The 16025-nt window shown below is 66.5% G+C and carries 16 protein-coding genes; 3 read left to right on the plus strand and 13 right to left on the minus strand.

Translation table 11 applies throughout. The annotated features are described in order from the left end of the window. Positions 1-66: 66 nt before the first annotated feature. From ABGA94_RS08285 to thrS, 8 genes are all read right to left on the minus strand, one after another. The gene (locus ABGA94_RS08285; protein WP_005410431.1) at positions 67-423 is read right to left on the minus strand and encodes a MerR family transcriptional regulator; all 357 of its coding nucleotides are present in this window, start codon (positions 421-423) and stop codon (positions 67-69) included. Continuing rightward, on the minus strand, positions 404-703 hold the full coding sequence (locus tag ABGA94_RS08290; RefSeq protein ID WP_005410432.1) for an integration host factor subunit alpha: 300 nt from the start codon (positions 701-703) through the stop codon (positions 404-406). The genes ABGA94_RS08285 and ABGA94_RS08290 overlap by 20 nt, the downstream gene beginning before the upstream one ends. 27 nt (positions 704-730) lie before the next feature. Beyond that, positions 731-3112, minus strand: a complete 2382-nt coding sequence (gene pheT, locus ABGA94_RS08295; RefSeq protein ID WP_375366988.1) for a phenylalanine--tRNA ligase subunit beta — start codon at positions 3110-3112, stop codon at positions 731-733. 87 nt (positions 3113-3199) lie between these two features. Then, complete coding sequence (locus ABGA94_RS08300) at positions 3200-4195, minus strand: phenylalanine--tRNA ligase subunit alpha (protein WP_005417865.1); 996 nt, start codon at positions 4193-4195, stop codon at positions 3200-3202. 193 nt (positions 4196-4388) lie between these two features. Beyond that, positions 4389-4748, minus strand: coding sequence for a 50S ribosomal protein L20 (gene rplT / locus ABGA94_RS08305; protein WP_005410435.1), 360 nt, complete (start codon positions 4746-4748; stop codon positions 4389-4391). Positions 4749-4759: 11 nt separating this feature from the next. Next, on the minus strand, positions 4760-4957 hold the full coding sequence (rpmI, locus tag ABGA94_RS08310; RefSeq protein ID WP_005410436.1) for a 50S ribosomal protein L35: 198 nt from the start codon (positions 4955-4957) through the stop codon (positions 4760-4762). Between the two features lie 266 nt (positions 4958-5223). Then, a complete protein-coding gene (gene infC, locus ABGA94_RS08315; protein WP_080104334.1) occupies positions 5224-5766 on the minus strand; it encodes a translation initiation factor IF-3 in 543 nt (180 codons plus the stop codon). Between the two features lie 48 nt (positions 5767-5814). Then, positions 5815-7716, minus strand: coding sequence for a threonine--tRNA ligase (gene thrS, locus ABGA94_RS08320; RefSeq protein ID WP_005417872.1), 1902 nt, complete (start codon positions 7714-7716; stop codon positions 5815-5817). 428 nt (positions 7717-8144) lie between these two features. Here thrS and ABGA94_RS08325 point away from each other — a divergent pair, with 428 nt between their 5' ends. From ABGA94_RS08325 to ABGA94_RS08335, 3 genes are read left to right on the plus strand one after another with little or no spacing between them, the layout of a single operon-like run. After that, a complete protein-coding gene (locus ABGA94_RS08325; RefSeq protein WP_005410439.1) occupies positions 8145-8441 on the plus strand; it encodes a hypothetical protein in 297 nt (98 codons plus the stop codon). Continuing rightward, entirely contained in the window at positions 8441-8704 is a 264-nt protein-coding gene (locus tag ABGA94_RS08330) for a hypothetical protein (RefSeq protein ID WP_049413666.1), read from the plus strand. Before ABGA94_RS08325 ends, ABGA94_RS08330 begins: the two co-directional genes overlap by 1 nt. Before the next feature lie 10 nt (positions 8705-8714). Next, positions 8715-10274 (plus strand): PepSY-associated TM helix domain-containing protein, encoded by a 1560-nt coding sequence (locus tag ABGA94_RS08335; RefSeq protein ID WP_375366990.1) that lies wholly within the window; start codon positions 8715-8717, stop codon positions 10272-10274. Positions 10275-10298: 24 nt separating this feature from the next. Here the strand turns inward: ABGA94_RS08335 and ABGA94_RS08340 are convergent, their stop codons facing one another. From ABGA94_RS08340 to truB, 5 genes are all read right to left on the minus strand, one after another. After that, positions 10299-10703, minus strand: a complete 405-nt coding sequence (locus ABGA94_RS08340) for a VOC family protein (protein ID WP_005417880.1) — start codon at positions 10701-10703, stop codon at positions 10299-10301. A gap of 99 nt (positions 10704-10802) precedes the next feature. Further along, on the minus strand, positions 10803-11993 hold the full coding sequence (locus tag ABGA94_RS08345; RefSeq protein WP_005417882.1) for a glycoside hydrolase family 18 protein: 1191 nt from the start codon (positions 11991-11993) through the stop codon (positions 10803-10805). Between the two features lie 280 nt (positions 11994-12273). Further along, positions 12274-14382 (minus strand): polyribonucleotide nucleotidyltransferase, encoded by a 2109-nt coding sequence (pnp, locus tag ABGA94_RS08350; RefSeq protein WP_005417884.1) that lies wholly within the window; start codon positions 14380-14382, stop codon positions 12274-12276. A gap of 151 nt (positions 14383-14533) precedes the next feature. Beyond that, positions 14534-14794: a 30S ribosomal protein S15 gene (gene rpsO / locus ABGA94_RS08355; RefSeq protein ID WP_005417886.1), complete on the minus strand. Its 261-nt coding sequence runs from the start codon at positions 14792-14794 to the stop codon at positions 14534-14536. Positions 14795-14967: 173 nt separating this feature from the next. Next, entirely contained in the window at positions 14968-15876 is a 909-nt protein-coding gene (truB, locus tag ABGA94_RS08360; RefSeq protein ID WP_005417888.1) for a tRNA pseudouridine(55) synthase TruB, read from the minus strand. Positions 15877-16025 lie beyond the last annotated feature (149 nt).

Below are 16025 nucleotides of genomic sequence, written 5' to 3' on the forward strand. Positions count from 1 at the left end.
TGATGCTGCGATGTGCCCGCCAGTGCGGCGGGCCGTGAAGTATAGCGGATTACGATGGAAATGGGATCAGCGGCGCAACAACTGCAGCACTTCTTCCAGCTCCATGCGTACCTGCTTGATGATCTGGTTGCTCAGCGCCGATTCCTCGCGGGCATCGGGGCCGTCCAGACGCAGGCGTGCACCACCGATGGTGTAGCCCTGTTCGTACAGCAGGCTGCGGATCTGCCGCACCATCAGCACGTCATGGCGCTGGTAGTAGCGGCGGTTGCCTCGGCGCTTGGCCGGCTCAAGGCTGGGAAACTCGGTTTCCCAGTAGCGCAGGACGTGCGGCTTGACGTCGCACAGCTCGCTGACCTCACCGATGGTGAAGTAGCGCTTGGCCGGGATCGGCGGTAGTTCGCGGTTACTGCCCGGATCCAGCATAAGCTTCCACCCTCTCCTTGAGCTTCTGGCCCGGCCGGAAGGTGACCACCGTACGGGCGGAAATCGGAATTTCCTCGCCGGTCTTCGGGTTGCGACCCGGGCGCTGGTTCTTGCGCCGCAGATCGAAATTGCCGAAGCCCGACAGCTTCACCTGACGTCCCTGTTCCAATGCTTCACGCAGCACATCGAAAAACGCGTCGACGAATTCCTTGGCTTCCCGCTTGTTCAGACCGACTTCGTCGAACAGCTTTTCCGCCATCTCCGCCTTGGTCAATGCCATTGCCTGCTACCCCCGAGTGCCGCCCGCTCAGCCGCGGATCCGGGCGTGGTGTTCACGCTCGATGGCAGTGACCGCCTCGGCCACCACCGCATCCACGTCGCGGTCCGTCAGAGTGCGCGACTTGTCCTGCAAAATCAAGCCCATAGCGAGACTCTTGAATCCCGGCTCGACGCCCTGGCCGACGTAACGGTCGAACAGGTTCAGGTCGCGCAGCAGCGGGCCGGCGGCCTGGCGCACGGTCGCCGCCAGATCGGCCCAGGCCACCTGTTCAGGCACCAGGAACGCCAGGTCGCGACGCACCGCCGGGAAGCGCGACAGCTCGCCGGCACGTGGCAGGCGACGGGCGGCCAGCGGCTCCAGATCCAGCTCGAAGGCGTAGACATCGGCCTCGATATCCATCGCCTTGGCCAGACGCGGGTGGATCTGGCCGATCCAGCCGATCGCCACGCCATCGCGGAACACCTCGGCCGACCGCGCCGGGTGGCCGTAGGCACGGGCCGACGGGCGGAACTCCAGTACCGCACCACTGGCAGCCGCCAGCGATTCCAGGTCGCCCTTCAGGTCATGGAAGTCGACCTTGCGAGTCGGCAGGCCCCACTGCACCGCCTGAGCGTCACCGCAGACAGCTGCCGCCACGCGCGGCGTTTCCAGCGGTGCCGGTTGGCCATCTCCGGCCTGCTGGGCGAACACGCGGCCGAGCTCGAACAGGCGCACGCGGCCGAGCTGGCGGGCGGCGTTGCGGCCCAGTGTGGCGACCAGGCCCGGCAGCAGCGACGGACGCATTACCGCCAGTTCGGCCGACAGTGGATTGGCCAGTGGCACCAGGCCGTCGCGCAGCTGCCACTGGGCCAGCAGCGCATCGTCGACGAAGGCGAAATTGACGGTTTCCTGCTGGTCACGGGCGATCAGCTGGCGGCGCACGCTCAGCGCGTCCAGCTGGGTCTCGCTCGGCATCGCCACGCGGGCGGCACCGCCCGGCAGCGTGGTCGGGATCTGCTCGTAACCGTGGATGCGGGCCAGCTCTTCGATCAGGTCTTCTTCAATGGCGATGTCGAAGCGGCGGCTCGGCGCGACCACCTGCCAGCCGTCGGCAGCAGCAACCACGTCCATGCCCAGCGCGCGCAGGATGCGCTCGACTTCCGCATCGTCGATGGTGATGCCGAGCACGCGGGTGATGCGGGCGCGGCGCAGCACGATGGTTGCCGGCTGCGGCAGATCGGCTTCACGCACGGCCTCGGTAACCGGCGCCGGGGTGCCGCCCGCCAGGTCCAGCACCAGGCGAGTGGCGTACTCGATCGCGATGCGCGGCAGCGCCGGATCGACGCCGCGCTCGAAGCGGTGGCCGGCATCGGTGTGCAGGCCCAGCTTGCGGCCACGGCCCATGATCGCAGCCGGTGCGAAGTGCGCGGCTTCCAGGAACACGGCGGTGGTTGCGTCGGTGACACGGGTGTCGAAGCCGCCCATCAGGCCAGCCAGGCCGATCGCACGATCGGCGTCGGTGACCACCAGGAAACTGTCGTCCAGCGCGGCATCGCGGCCGTCCAGTAGCTTCAGCGTCTCGCCCGCGCGCGAACGGCGCACGGCAATGCTGCCCTGCAGGGTGCCGAGGTCGTAGGCATGCATCGGCTGGCCCAGCTCCAGCATCACATACTGGGTGATGTCGACCAGCAGCGAGACCGGACGCACGCCACTGCGGCGCAGGCGCTCGGCCATCCACAACGGAGTCTTGGCGGCGGCGTTGACGCCCTCGATGACACGGCCCAGGTAACGCGGCGCTTCGGCGCCGGCGTCGAGCTGGATGCTCAGCTCACGGCTGCCGACTGCCGGAATGGCCTCGGCAGCGAAGTCCAGCACTTCGCTGCGGGTGGCGGCGGCGACGTCATAGGCGATGCCGCGCAGGCTGAAGCAGTCGGCGCGGTTCGGGGTCAGCTTGATCTCGATGCTGGCGTCCGGCAGGCCCAGGTAGTCGACCAGGGCCTGGCCGACCGGCGCGTCATCGGGCAGCTCCAGCAGGCCGGAGGCATCGTTGTCCAGGCCCAGCTCCTTGGCCGAGCACAGCATGCCGTTGGACTCGACGCCGCGCAGCTTGGCCGGCTTGATCTTCAGCTCGCCGATCTGCGCACCCACCATGGCCAGCGGCGCGACCAGGCCCGGGCGCGCGTTCGGTGCGCCGCAGACGATCTGCAGCAGTTCGCCCTGCCCGGCATCGACCCTGCACACCTGCAGGCGATCAGCTTCGGGATGGCGCACGGCCTCGACGATGCGCGCCACGACCACGTGATCGAGGCCTTCGCCCAGCGCGGTCACTTCTTCCACTTCCAGGCCGATGGCGGTCAGCACTGCACTCAGTTCATCGCGCGAGGCGCCGGTCGGGACTTGGCTGCGCAGCCAGTTTTCGGAGAATTTCATGGTGTCACCCTGGTGGGCCCGGCGCATGCGCCTGGGCCTGCGAATTTAGGAGCAGCCGAGCATGGCTCGGCTCTACATGGTTGCGGCTTACGCGAACTGTTTCAGGAATCGCACGTCGTTCTCGAAGAACGCGCGCAGATCGTTGACGCCGTAACGAAGCATCGCGAAACGCTCCACGCCCATGCCGAACGCGAAGCCGGTGTAGCGCTCCGGATCGATGCCGACGTTGCGCAGCACGTTCGGATGGACCATGCCGCAGCCCAGCACTTCCAGCCAGCGGGTGCTGCCGTCGGGCTGCTGCCAGGCAATGTCCACTTCCGCGCCCGGCTCCACGAACGGGAAATAGCTGGGGCGGAAGCGCATCTCGAAGTCGCGCTCGAAGAACGCGCGCACGAACTCGGCCAGCGTGCCCTTCAGGTCGGCGAAGGTCGAATGCTCGTCCACCAGCAGGCCTTCCACCTGGTGGAACATCGGCGAATGGGTCTGGTCGCTGTCGCTGCGGTACACCTTGCCGGCGGCGATCATGCGCAGTGGCGGCGCGTGGTCGCCCATGTAGCGCACCTGCACGCCGGAGGTGTGCGTGCGCAGCAGGCGGCCGTCGCCGAAGTAGAAGGTGTCGTGCATGGCGCGCGCCGGATGGTGCGGCGGGAAGTTCAGTGCCTCGAAATTGTGCCAGTCGTCCTCGATCTCCGGCCCTTCCGACAGCTCGTAGCCCAGCCGGCCGAAGATGCCGGTGATGCGCTCCAGGGTGCGGGTGATCGGGTGCAGGCCGGCACGGTCGCCGTTGCGGCCCGGCAGGGTGATGTCGATGGCTTCGGCGGCCAGGCGCGCATCCAGCGCTGCGTCTTCCAGCAGCGCCTTGCGCTCGCCCAGCGCGCGGGTCAGCGCGTCGCGGGCCTGGTTGATCGCTTCACCAGCGGCCTTGCGCTCGTCCGCCGGCAGGGCGCCGAGCTGCTTGAGCTGCGAGGTGATGCTGCCACTCTTGCCAAGCAGGGCCACGCGCAGCTGTTCCAGCACGTCGGGACTCTGTGCGGCGGCCACATCGGCCAGCGCCTGGGTGGTGAGGGATTGGATGTCGCTCATGGGGGGCCGGAACTCCAGTCGATCTGCCATCGCGATGCGCGAAGGGCCGACCCCTGTCGCCACCGCCGTCCCCGCGCTGCCGCCATGGCCTCGCCGGAACCCAAAAAAGAATGGGGAAGGACTTGCGCCCTTCCCCATGCATTGCCTTGACCTGACACCGTTCCGAGTGAACGGTTACGGCATCGGGAAGGACTTATGCCGCCAGCGCGCCCTTGGCCTTTTCGGCCAGCGCAGCAAAACCGGCTGCGTCGTGCACGGCGATGTCAGCCAGGACCTTGCGATCCAGGGTGATGCCAGCCTTCAGCAGGCCGTTCATGAAGCGGCTGTAGCTCAGGCCGTTGATGCGGGCAGCCGCATTGATACGGGTGATCCACAGCGAACGGAAGTTGCGCTTCTTCTGCTTACGGCCGATGTAGGCGTACTGCTGTGCCTTGATGACCGCCTGCTTGGCGACGCGGAAGACCTTGCGACGGGCGTTGTAATAGCCCTTGGCGAGATCCAGAATCTTCTTGTGGCGGCGACGCGCCTGTACGCCACGCTTAACTCGTGCCATTTTTCAGTTCCTCAGAGGTAAGGGAGCATGCGGTCCAGACGGCCTGCGTCTTCTGCACGGACATGGCCCGTCTGACGCAGATTACGCTTACGCTTGGTCGCTTTCTTCGTGAGGATGTGGCTACGGTTGGCGTGGCCGCACTTGTACTTGCCCGAGGCGGTCTTGCGGAAACGCTTGGCCGCTGCCCGGTTGGTCTTGATCTTGGGCATTGCAATGTCCTTGATGGGATATGACCCTGGTTTCTGACTGATCTGGCGGCGGCCTGGGCCGCTCTTTCCGTCCTGCCATGATCGGCGTACGACCCGTCCTGGGTGGGTCGAGCCGGGCATGATACAGGCAAAACCGCCCTGCCACCAGCCCCTGCAGCCCTTTCGCCGGCACTTCACCGGCATCCTGCAAAAGCAAAGGGACGCCAGCGGCGTCCCTTTATCCTGAACCATTCAGCCAGGCGCCCCGGAAGGCGGCCCGTCCGGCCTCAGGTCTTCTTCTTCGGCGCGATCATCATGACCATCTGACGCCCTTCCAGGCGCGGACGGGATTCAATGACGATGTCCTCGCCCAGATCGGCCTCGATCCGGTTGGCCATTTCACGACCCAGTTCCTGGTGGCTCATTTCACGGCCACGGAAGCGGATGTTGACCTTGATCTTGTCGCCTTCTTCAAGGAACCCGCGCATCTTGCGCAGCTTGATCTGGTAGTCGCCCTCGTCCGTGACCGGACGGAACTTCACTTCCTTGATCTCGACCTGCTTGGTCTTCTTCTTGGCCTCGCTGGCCTTCTTCTGCGCTTCGAACTTGAACTTGCCGAAGTCCATGATCTTGCAGACCGGCGGATCGGCCTGCGGCTGGATCTCGACCAGGTCCAGGCCTTCATCTTCGGCCATGGACAGCGCTTCGTCGCGCGACAACACGCCGATCATTTCTCCGTCACTGCCGATCACGCGGACGCGCGGCACACGGATTTCCTGATTCTTGCGGTTCTGTTTGTTGTCAGGGGTGCTGATATTACGTTCTCCCAAGGGTATCGAACCGGTCCGGGTGCCTGTGCGCCCGGACCGGACCTTTGCTTACGCGCCCTCGGCCTGGAGCCGCTCGATGAAGGCCTGCAGGCTCATGCTGCCCAGGTCTTCGCCAGAACGCGTACGCACCGCCACAGCCCCATTCTCCTTCTCGCGGTCACCGATGACCAGCAGGTAGGGCACGCGCTGCAACGTATGCTCGCGGATTTTATAGCCGATCTTCTCGTTACGCAAATCCGAGCTGACGCGGAAGCCTTGCTCCGCAAGGGTTTTGGTCACGCCCGAGACGTAGTCGGCCTGGGCGTCGGTGATGTTGGCCACCACCACCTGGGTCGGTGCCAGCCAGGCCGGGAACTGGCCGGCATGGTGCTCGATCAGGATACCCAGGAAGCGCTCCATCGAGCCGACGATGGCGCGGTGCAGCATGACCGGGTGCTTCTTCTGGCTGTTCTCGTCCACGTACTCGGCGCCCAGGCGGCCCGGCATCATGAAGTCGACCTGCATGGTGCCCAGCTGCCAGGTACGGCCGATCGCGTCCTTCAGGTGGTACTCGATCTTCGGGCCGTAGAAGGCACCCTCGCCCGGCAGCTCCTGCCATTCCACGCCACAGGCGGTCAGCGCCGAGCGCAGCGCGCCTTCGGCCTTGTCCCAGGTGGCGTCGTCACCCAGGCGCGACTCCGGACGCAGCGCGATCTTGATCTGGATCTCGTCGAAGCCGAAGTGCCGGTAAACCGCCAGCGCCTGCTGGTGGAAGGCCGTCACTTCCGACTCGATCTGGTTTTCCGTGCAGAACACGTGGCCGTCGTCCTGGGTGAAACCACGCACGCGCAGGATGCCGTGCAGCGCGCCGGACGGCTCGTTGCGGTGGCAGGAACCGAACTCACCGTAGCGGATCGGCAGGTCGCGGTAGCTGTGCAGGCCCTGGTTGAACACCTGGATGTGGCCCGGGCAGTTCATCGGCTTGACCGCGTACGTGCGCTTCTCCGATTCGGTGAAGAACATGTTGTCCTGGTAGTTGTCCCAGTGGCCGGACTTCTTCCACAGGCTCACGTCCAGGATCTGCGGGCAGCGCACTTCGCCGTAGCCGCTGCTGCGGTAGACCTTGCGCATGTACTGCTCGACCACCTGCCACAGTGCCCAGCCCTTCGGGTGCCAGAACACCAGGCCCGGGGCTTCTTCCTGCAGGTGGAACAGGTCCTGCTGCTTGCCGATGCGGCGGTGGTCGCGCATCTCGGCTTCCTCGATGCGCTTGATGTACGCCTCCAGCTGCTTCTTGTCAGCCCAGGCGGTGCCGTAGATGCGCTGCAGCTGCTCGTTTTGCGCGTCGCCGCGCCAGTAGGCGCCGGAGATGCGGGTCAGCTTGAAGGCCTTCAGGAAGCGCGTGTTCGGCACGTGCGGGCCCCGGCACATGTCCACGTATTCCTGGTGGTAGTACATGCCCATCGCCTGGATGTCGTCGGACATGTCTTCGATCAGGCGCAGCTTGTAGTCCTCGCCACGGGCCTTGAAGATCTCGATCACCTCGGCGCGCGGCGTCATCTTCTTGATGACGTCGTAGTCCTGGGCGATCAGTTCACCCATGCGCTTCTCGATCGCGGCCATGTCGTCCGGCGTGAACGGGCGCTCGGAATAGATGTCGTAGTAGAAGCCCTCGGCGATCACCGGGCCGATCACCATCTTCACGTCCGGGTACAGCTGCTTGACGGCGTGGCCGACCAGGTGGGCGCAGGAGTGGCGGATGATCTCCACGCCCTCCTCGTCCTTGGCGGTGATGATGCGCAGGCTGGCATCGTGGTCGATGACGTCGCTGGCATCGACCAGCACGCCATCGACGGAACCGGCGATGGTGGCCTTGGCCAGGCCGGCACCGATCGACTGGGCGACGTCCATGACGCTGACGGGATTTTCGAACTCGCGGCGGCTGCCGTCGGGAAGGGTAATGTTGATCATCGCAGTGGCTTCGTGCGGGGCCCGCGGGGCGGGCTGGAAAGCGTTCCCGGGCCGCGGCCCGGGCAATAAAAAAGCGCCGCGAGGGCGCCTGGAACACAGGGCCTTCGGGGGCAGGTCAACAGTGGGCGGTGGTAGTGCTCATGTCGCACGCTCGGCCGGCGCTGGGCGCGGGCCACCTTGTTCCAGTCAGGAGTCTGCGACGATCTTAAACCAGCGCACCGGAAAGCCCAAGGGCTGCCGTGCGGTCCGCTGAATGGCCGGCGCTGGCGGCGTGAAAACGCAATGATTACCATGTCCGCGCAGCCCGCCCCGTGCCAGCCTGCCCGCTTCCCCCAGGACCTCGTGATGCGCCACCCGCTCCGACCGGCTCCCGCCGGCCCCGCCCGTGCCCCGCGTTCGCCGGCCCACTGCCGCGGCGCCCGCCCGCAATGATCACCGTCGGCCTTTCCACCCTGGGCTTCTGCAGCCTGGGCATGCTGGCAGCGATGTTTTCGGCACTGGCCTTCTATGCCGCCTCGCCGCACTGCCGTTGGCCCCGCCTGCGCCGTGCCGGTCGTCTCGGCCGCCAGATCGGCCTGGTCGCCGCCGCTGCTGCCCTGTGGTTGTGGATGGCCGAACTCGGCTTCGCTGCCGGCCTGGTGGCGATGCTGTGCACCTGGATGCTCGCTGCGATGCTGTTGCCGGCGCTGGCCGCCTGGCATCGCCCGGGCACGGAGTCACCCTGATGTGGCCGCGCGCCTTCGCCGGCATCATCGCTGGCTTCCTGCTTGCGGCCGCCGCCACCGGCCTGCTGGCCTGGCTGCCGCCCGGCCCGTGGCAGCGCGCACTGGTGCCGACCCTGATCGCCTTCATCCCGTTATGGATGCTGGCCGCCCTGTGGGCGTTCAGCTTCCGCAGCGCACTGCGCGCCTGGCTGGTTCTGGGTGGCAGCGCCGCGGCCGGCTTCGCCGTGCTCGGGCTGCTGCGCCTGACCGGCGCGGTGCAATGAGAGCTCCCCCATGAAGTTCAGTTCGCAGACGCTGCGCACGTTCACCACCCTGCACACCTGGGTCGGCCTGGTCGCCGGCTTCGGCCTTTTCGTGGCCTTCTATGCGGGTGCGCTGACCCTGTTCCATCACGACTTGCCGCTGTGGCAGACCCCGGGCGCAGCCACCGCCTTGCCGGCGGGCCTGGACGATGCGCAGTACCTGCTGGAAGACGTACTGGCGACACACCCGGAGGCCCGCCGCCACGTTGGCATGACCTTCCCCGGCACCGAACACCCGCAGCCCCTGGCGTACTGGCAGGCCGATGACGGCAGCTGGCGCTACGCCTGGCCGGGCCAGATCGCCGGCAGCACCTCGCCGCCGCAGACCGGACTGGCAGAACTGGTCAACGAACTGCACTACAGCCTCGGCCTGCCGGTGGCCGGCATCTATGTGATGGGCATCGTCAGCCTGCTGTATGGCATGGCGCTGCTGAGCGGCCTGGTGATCCACCTGCCGAGGCTGTTCGGCGACCTGTTCGCGCTGCGCCCGGGCCGCAACCTGAAGCAGCTGTGGCAGGACGCGCACAACGTGATCGGCGTGCTCAGCCTGCCTTTCCACCTGATGTTCGCAGTCACGGGCGCCCTGCTGTGCCTGGTGTTCGTGCAGATGGCCCTGCTCAATCCGCTGATCTACGACGGCAAGGCGCTGCAAGCGGTACCGACCGCGATGGACACTGCGCCGGTGCGCGATGCCAGCGGGATTCCGGCACCACCGGGCAGCCTGCGCGTGCTGCATGCGCGCGCACTTGAAGTGGCCCGCGCGCAGGGCGTGGCCAACTTTGAACCGGCCTACCTGAAGCTGGCCAATGGCGGCGATGCCAACGCCACGATCGAGATCACCGGCGAGGCCAGTGGCACCCTCGGCCCGCTTGGTGCCGTGGCATTGGACGTCGCCACCGGCAACCTGCTCGCGTCGCAGCTGCCGGGCCAGCGCGACGCCAACCACGCCACGCTCAGCGCCGCCTACGCGCTGCACTTCGGTGAGTTCGGCAACGGCGTGGTGGTCTGGCTGTACTTCCTGCTCGGCCTCGGCGGTGCGTTCCTGTTCTACTCCGGCAACCTGCTGTGGATCGAGTCGCGGCGCAAGCGTCGCCAGCCACAACAGCCACGTGCCGGTGTGAACATGGCGCGGGCCACGGTCGGGGTGTGCATCGGCCTGTGCGTGGCGATCTCGATCGCGTTCGTCACCGCACTGGTGCTGGAGCGGCTGGCACCGTCGGCGGTCGACCACGGCATCCGCTGGGCCTGCTTCGGCAGCTGGGCAGCCTGTGCGCTGTGGGCTGCACTGCGCCGCCCCGCGCAGGCCGCGCGCGAACTGCTGTGGGCCGCAGCGATCAGCACTGCACTGGTGCCGGTCCTGCACGGTGCACTCAATGGTGACTGGCTGTGGCGCGCCGCCGCGCGTGGCCAGTGGCCGCTGTTCTGGATCGATGCCATCGCGCTGGCCATGGCCTTCGGCTTCGCCCGCCTGGCCGTCGCCAGCCAGCGCCGCGCCCGCAACGGCGATCCGAACAGCGTCTGGGCGAACTGAAGCGTCGCCGGACACGGGCCGGCGCTACCGCTGCGGGCGCTCTTCGCCCGGGTAACGACTCACTTCGATCAGGTTGCCATCCGGGTCGCGGAAGTACACTGATTCGATCGGTCCCAGCGCACCGGTACGCGCGACCGGCCCCTCCTCCACCACAATGGCCTGCGCCTGCAGGTGTGCCAGCACATCGACCATCACTGTGCGCGTGACCAGGCACAGATCGGCACTCCCCGGCGTGGGTCGCAGCGCATGCGGCTGCAGTGGCGCATTGGCCGGATGCAGGTTGATCTTCTGCTGGCCGAACTGCAGCGCGCTACGTCCCGCGCCGAAGCGTACGACCTGCATGCCGAGCACGCGCTGGTAGAAGTCACAGCTGCGTTCGATGTCGGCGACGGTGAGAACCAGGTGGTCCAGGCGTTCGAGATGGATCATGCGCAAAGCGTAGCGCCGCCGGCGTCATCGCACTGTGCGGTGTCGGGTCGCTGGCGTTGCGGCATGGCGCCGGGCATCGGCCCGGTGCCAGCAGGCGACTCAATCGCCGATGCGCGCCTTCTGCCACGGGCCGAGCATGGCGTTGAGCAGGCTGGCCTGATCGTCGTCACCGGTCAGCTCCCACATGAACACTCCGGCCAGGCCCTGCTCGCGGGCGAACTGCGCACGCAGGCCGATCGAACGCGGGTCCTCATAGCTGATGAGGATTTTCTGCCCGGCGTTGTACAGCCACGGGCTCTGCGCCTGCGGCTGCCAGTGCCTGGTCCAACCCGGCTGGTCGAGATAGCGCGCCTTGATCACCCGCCAGTCGCCAGCATCGGCCGGTGCACTGTAGGGCTGATACAGGCCGTCCGGTGCATCGCCGGTGACCTTGAAGCCGCGCCCGTAGAACGGCACGCCCAGCACCAGCTTGTCGGCCGGCACGCCATGTTCACGGTAGTACTGCACGGCGCCGGCCACGTTGTTCCAGCGGCGCAGCTCCGGCGCCAGCGGATCGGCCGGCACTTCATGCAAGGGCGCATTGAAGGTCGACACCGACGAAAAGCCGGTGCCCATGTCGTAGCTCATCAGGTTGATGAAATCGAACACCCTGGCCAGCGCCGGCAGGTCGTAGCTCGCCGCTGGATCATAGGGACCGTCGGTCTGCAGGCGGCCGGCGGCCAACGCGGCGGTCAGCAGCATCGGCTGGCCCACCTTGCGACCGCGTGCATCGAGTGCCTGGCGGAAGGACTGCGCAAGCCGGGTCAGGTTGGCGCGATCCTGCGGGCGATGCGCCAGCTCCTTCGGTCCGCCACTGACCGGGAATTCCCAGTCGATGTCCACGCCATCGAAGCTGCCGGCGTGGCGTTCGAAGAACAGCGCCATGCACGAATCGACCAGGCGCCTGCGGCTGGCCTCGGTCAGCGCTGCATCGGAGAACCCACCCGCGCCCCAGCCACCGATCGAAATCAGCGTGCGCAGGTGCGGATGCGCCTTCTTGAGTTCGGCCAGTGCGGCGAAATTCTTCGGCGCTTCCGCACCGACCGTGCAGCGGCCGTCCTCGATGGTGGAGAACGCGTAGAACAGGTGGGTCAGGCGCTCGGCCGGAATGCTCGACACCGGATAGCGCTCGGCCGATCCGCCAGGGTAGTAGGCGCCGAAGATCGGCGGCTGTGCGGGCGCTGCGTGCGCGGCAATGGGCAGGGCACCGGCAATCAGCACGGCAAGGACGGCCACGGTCTGGCGGAACATGGGATCTCCCGGTTCAAAGGCGCCGTCACGTTAGCAAACCGATGGGGCTGTGGTGCGGATGTCGCGGCATGTCGTCCCATGGACAGGTGCGATCCGTGCAACCGTGACAGAACGATGGCCGCGTGGCGGCGATCATGCACTGCAGCAGGACATGCAGCGACCTGGATGAGCTTCCCTTCACAACATCGAGGCAAAGAAAAAGCGGGTCGAAGCCCGCTTTTTCATTTGCGAAAGCGTGAGGACCAACGGTCCTCACCCACCGCACGATCAGCAGTACCGATTATTCGGCGCTGGCGCCTTCGCCCTCTTCGACTGCCTTCATCGACAGGCGGATACGGCCCTGCTTGTCGACTTCCAGCACCTTGACCTTGACCACATCGCCTTCCTTCAGCTTGTCGCCGACCTTCTCGACGCGCTCGCTGGAGATCTGCGACACGTGGACCAGGCCGTCCTTGCCCGGCAGGATGGTAACGAACGCACCGAAGTCCATGATCTTGGCGACCTTGCCTTCGTAGATGCGGCCCGGCTCGACGTCCGAGGTGATCTGCTCGATGCGGGCCTTGGCAGCCTGGGCAGCGATGGCGTTGACCGACGCGATGACGATGGTGCCGTCGTCCTGGATGTCGATCTGAGTGCCGGTTTCCTTGGTGATGGCCTGGATGGTCGAGCCACCCTTGCCGATCACTTCGCGGATCTTGTCCGGGTGGATCTTGATGGTCAGCAGGCGCGGCGCGTAGTCCGACAGCTCCTCACGCGGAGCGGTCAGGCCGTGGGCCATTTCACCCAGGATGTGCAGACGGCCAGCCTTGGCCTGCTGCAGGGCCTGCTTCATGATCTCTTCGGTGATGCCTTCGATCTTGATGTCCATCTGCAGGGCGGAAATGCCCTCAGCGGTACCGGCCACCTTGAAGTCCATGTCGCCCAGGTGATCTTCGTCACCCAGGATGTCGGACAGGACCACGAAACGGTCGCCTTCCTTGACCAGACCCATGGCGATGCCTGCCACCGGAGCCTTCACCGGCACGCCGGCGTCCATCAGCGCCAGCGACGAGCCGCAGACCGAGGCCATCGACGAGGAACCGTTCGACTCGGTGATTTCCGAAACGACGCGGATGGTGTACGGGAAGGCTTCCAGCGACGGCATGACAGCCAGCACGCCGCGCTTGGCCAGACGACCGTGGCCGATTTCGCGGCGCTTCGGGCCCATCATGCGGCCGCATTCGCCCACCGAGAACGGAGGGAAGTTGTAGTGGAACAGGAAGTTTTCCTTGTACTCACCGGCAACGGCGTCGATGACCTGGCCGTCACGGGCGGTGCCCAGGGTGATGGTCACGATGGCCTGGGTTTCGCCACGGGTGAACAGCGAGGAACCGTGGGTACGCGGCAGCACGCCGGTCTTCACGGTGATCGGGCGGACGGTGTCCAGCGCACGGCCGTCGATGCGGACCTTGGTGTCCAGCACCGAGTCACGCATGGTGCGGTATTCCAGTTCGCCGAATTCCTTCGACAGCTCGGCCGGGTTCCAGCCTTCGGCGGCCACGCGGCCCGCCAGGGCTTCGAACACGTCCTTCTTGATCGCCGAGATGGCGTCACGGCGCTGCAGCTTGTCGCGCACCTGGAAGGCTTCGCCCAGGCGCGGGCCGATGGCTTCCTTCAGCGCGGAGATCAGCGCGTCGTTCTTGGCCGGGGCTTCCCAGGTCGACGGCTTGGTGCCAGCTTCGACGGTCAGCTCGTTGATCGCGTTGATGACCTTCTGCATTTCGCGGTGACCGAAAGTCACGGCGCCCAGCATCACTTCTTCGGACAGCAGCGCGGCTTCGGATTCGACCATCAGCACGGCGTTGGAGGTACCGGCAACGACCAGTTCCAGCTGCGAGTCAGCCAGTTCGCTGACGGTCGGGTTCAGGATGTACTCGCCGTTCTTGTAGCCGACCTTGGCAGCGCCGATCGGGCCCATGAACGGGGTGCCGGCCAGGGCCAGCGCAGCCGAGGCGCCGATCAGGGCCGGGATGTCGCCGTCCACGTCCGGGTTCAGCGACATGACCGTGGCGATGATCTGCACTTCGTTCTTGTAGTCTTCCGGGAACAGCGGACGGATCGGACGGTCGATCAGACGCGAGATCAGCGTTTCCTTCTCGGTCGCACGGCCTTCACGCTTGAAGAAACCACCCGGGATGCGGCCGCCGGCGTAGAACTTTTCCTGATAATCGACGGTCAGCGGGAAGAAGTCCTGGCCTTCGCGCGCGCTCTTGGCGGCGACGGCGGTGACCAGCAGTACGGTGTCGTCCATCTTGACGATGACCGCGCCGCTGGCCTGGCGGGCGACTTCGCCGGTCTCAAGCGTGACGGTGTGCTTGCCGTACTGGAAGGTTTTGGTGATTTTTGCCACGGAGGGTGTCCTTGGGGATGCTGTCTGCGAATTTGGACCGTCGGCGACCCTTGCCGCCAGCGGGTGGCCGGATCGTTCCGGCCTGAATCGGGGATTGCGGTGCTACAAAACAAAACCGCGGCGCATCGCTGCGCCGCGGGGGATTCGTTGCTTAGCGACGCAGGCCAAGCTTTTCGATCAGGGCCTTGTAACGCTCGACGTCCTTCTTCTTCAGGTAGTCGAGCAGGCTGCGACGGCGGTTGACCATCTGCAGCAGGCCGCGGCGGCTGTGGTGATCCTTCTTGTGGGTCTTGAAGTGGCCGGTCAGCAGTTCGATGCGGGCGGTCAGCAGGGCAACCTGGACTTCCGGGGAGCCGGTGTCAGCGGCGCTGCGCTTGTTGTCTTCAATGACCTTCTGGGTGTCGATCGACATTTCTTTTTTCTCTGTGATGCGTGGCCGGCAGGAACGCGCTTCGCGCACCGCCAGGCTCGCCGTGGACTACGAGGATGAAACCTGCGCGAGGCAGGTTGCCAGAAAACGGCCGCGAAATTGTAACGGCCAGGGGCTTCCGGGACAAGGACCGGGGCTGAACCACCCTGCCCCGGTCAGAGGTTGAAACGGCGCTGCGGGGCCAGCAGGCCACTGTCGTCGACCTGGCCCAGGCCCTGGACAGCATCGTCCGGACCGAACACGGCCACCAGGCCATGCGGCCAGGACGCGTCACGCTGGCGCTGGCCGACGCAGAAGCGGTGGGTCTGCCCGGCATCGAGGTCGACCCGCGGGTATCCAGCCAGGCCGGCTGCCAGCGGCAGCAGCAGCGCGTCCATGCCCGCCTCGTCGCCGGCCTCGGCCATCGCCCGCAACTGGTCCAGGGTGACCATCGCCGGCGCGCGGAACGGTTCGACCCACAGCCGGCGCAGCGCGCTGATGTGGGCGCCACAGCCCAGGCGTTCGCCGAGATCGCGGGCCAGGCTGCGGATATAGGTGCCGGAGCCACAGGTCACGCGCAGGTGCAGGCGCCCGGGCAGCTGTTCGAGCACCTCGATCGCGTGCACCTGGACCTCGCGCTCCGGAGCCTCGATGGCCTCGCCGCGGCGGGCCTTCACATACAGCGGTTCCCCGCCCTGCTTCAGCGCCGAATAGATCGGAGCCCGCTGACGGATGTTCCCCGTCAATGGCGCCAGCGCAGCCTGCAGGGCCTCGGCGCTGATCGCCGGCACCGGGCGCTGCACCAGCACCTGGCCCTCGGCATCATCGGTATCCGTGGTCTGGCCGAGGACGATCTCGGCATCGTACGCCTTGGCCGAACCCAGCAGCAGGCCGGCGATCTTGGTGGCCTCGCCGAAGCATAGTGGCAGCAGGCCGGTGGCCAACGGGTCGAGGCTGCCGGTGTGGCCACCCTTCTCGGCACGGAACAGGCGGCGCGCCACCTGCAGGGCGGCGTTGGAGCTCATGCCGGTCGACTTGTCGAGCAGCAGGATGCCATCCAGGCGGCGGAACTGAATTCGGGTCATGACAGGATGTTGTAGAGCCGAGCCATGCTCGGCTGCAGCGGCGCGGCCCGCACAGGCATCGCGTTGCCGGAATGGAAAGACGCCGGGCATGGGCCCGGCGCTAGCTTATTCTTCGTCGCTCCCGCGACGCTTTTCCGCGGCCAGCGTAT

Origin of the sequence: Stenotrophomonas sp. 3diitr2024 (assembly GCF_042136455.1) — a bacterium.
Taxonomy (GTDB): domain Bacteria; phylum Pseudomonadota; class Gammaproteobacteria; order Xanthomonadales; family Xanthomonadaceae; genus Stenotrophomonas; species Stenotrophomonas sepilia.